Source organism: Streptococcus sp. 959 (genome assembly GCF_013277075.1).
GTDB lineage: Bacteria > Bacillota > Bacilli > Lactobacillales > Streptococcaceae > Streptococcus > Streptococcus pseudopneumoniae_C.
Window position 1 is genome coordinate 1 of sequence record NZ_VMMF01000043.1, and the last position, 1,233, is coordinate 1,233.

Annotated in this window: 1 pseudogene; it reads right to left on the reverse strand. The window is 36.7% G+C overall.

The features are described 5' to 3' along the window. Positions 1–31: 31 nt before the first annotated feature. Positions 32–1,233 (reverse strand): annotated as a pseudogene (locus HT717_RS09715) (IS3 family transposase); the annotation flags it as partial.

The following is a 1,233-nucleotide window of genomic DNA, read 5'->3' on the forward strand; positions in this document are numbered from 1 at the left end:
TGTACTGACCCCAAAAAGTTAGACAATTAATTTATCCGAAGGATTTAGTTCTGTATTGCACAGGGCTAAGTCCTTTTAGTTTTACCTTAATTCGTTTATTGTTGTAGTAATCAATATAGTCTACAATAGCTTGTTCCAATTGCTTAAGCGACTGAAACGACTTCTCATAACCGTAAAACATTTCCGATTTCAGAATCCCAAAGAAGGACTCCATCATACCATTGTCTGGGCTGTTACCCTTACGTGACATGGATGCTTGAATTCCCTTACCCTCAAGAAACTGGTGATAAGAATCGTGTTGATATTGCCAGCCTTGGTCACTATGGAGAATCGTATTCTCGTAGTGCTTCTCTGTGAATGCCTGTTCCAACATTGTTTTTACTTGTTCTAAGTTGGGTGAAGTTGAAAGATTATAGGCGATAATTTCGCTATTAAAGCCATCTAAAACTGGTGATAAGTAAAGCTTTTGAGTACTTGCTGGAATGGCAAATTCTGTCACATCTGTGTAGCACTTTTCCATTGTTTTAGAGCCTTCAAATTGACGTTGAATGAGATTCTCTGCCTTCTTGCCAACGTCTCCTTTATGAGAAGAATATTTTCGTTTCTGTCGCATTTTAGCTTGTAAATTGAGTACTTCCATCAAGCGTTGAACTCTTTTATGATTTACCAGATAACCACGATTTCTTAGTTCTAAATGAACCCGACGATAACCATAATTTCCCTTGTGTTCGATAAAAATGGATTGAATTTCATCTTTAAGCTCTTGGTCCTTATCTGGTTTATCTAGCTGTTTCAAGTGATAGTAGTAGGTTGAACGAGCTAGTTTAATGGCTTTTAGAAGAATATCTAACGAAAACTCAGTCATTAATTCTTGAACAATTTCTGTCTTTCTTCTTTCTCTTTTTCCTCCTTCAATCGGAGTTCTCTTAACTTTTTTAGAATGGCATTCTCCGCTCTCAAGTACTCATTTTCTGCTTGAAGACGTTCTAATTCTGTCATATCTTCAGGTCTCGTTTTTGGTTTACGTCCCATTTTAGGTACTCTCCCTCTTGTTTTCTCAACAATAGTATACCCGTTTTTCTTGTATTGTGCTAGCCAGTTAAGAAGTATCGTACGACTTGGGAGGCCGTATTCAAGAGAAACTCTATCTTTAGTCCAGCCTTCATGTAAGACTTTATGAATCATTTCTTGTTTTAAATCAGGAGAATAGTAACGATTTTTTCCTTTTTTGAC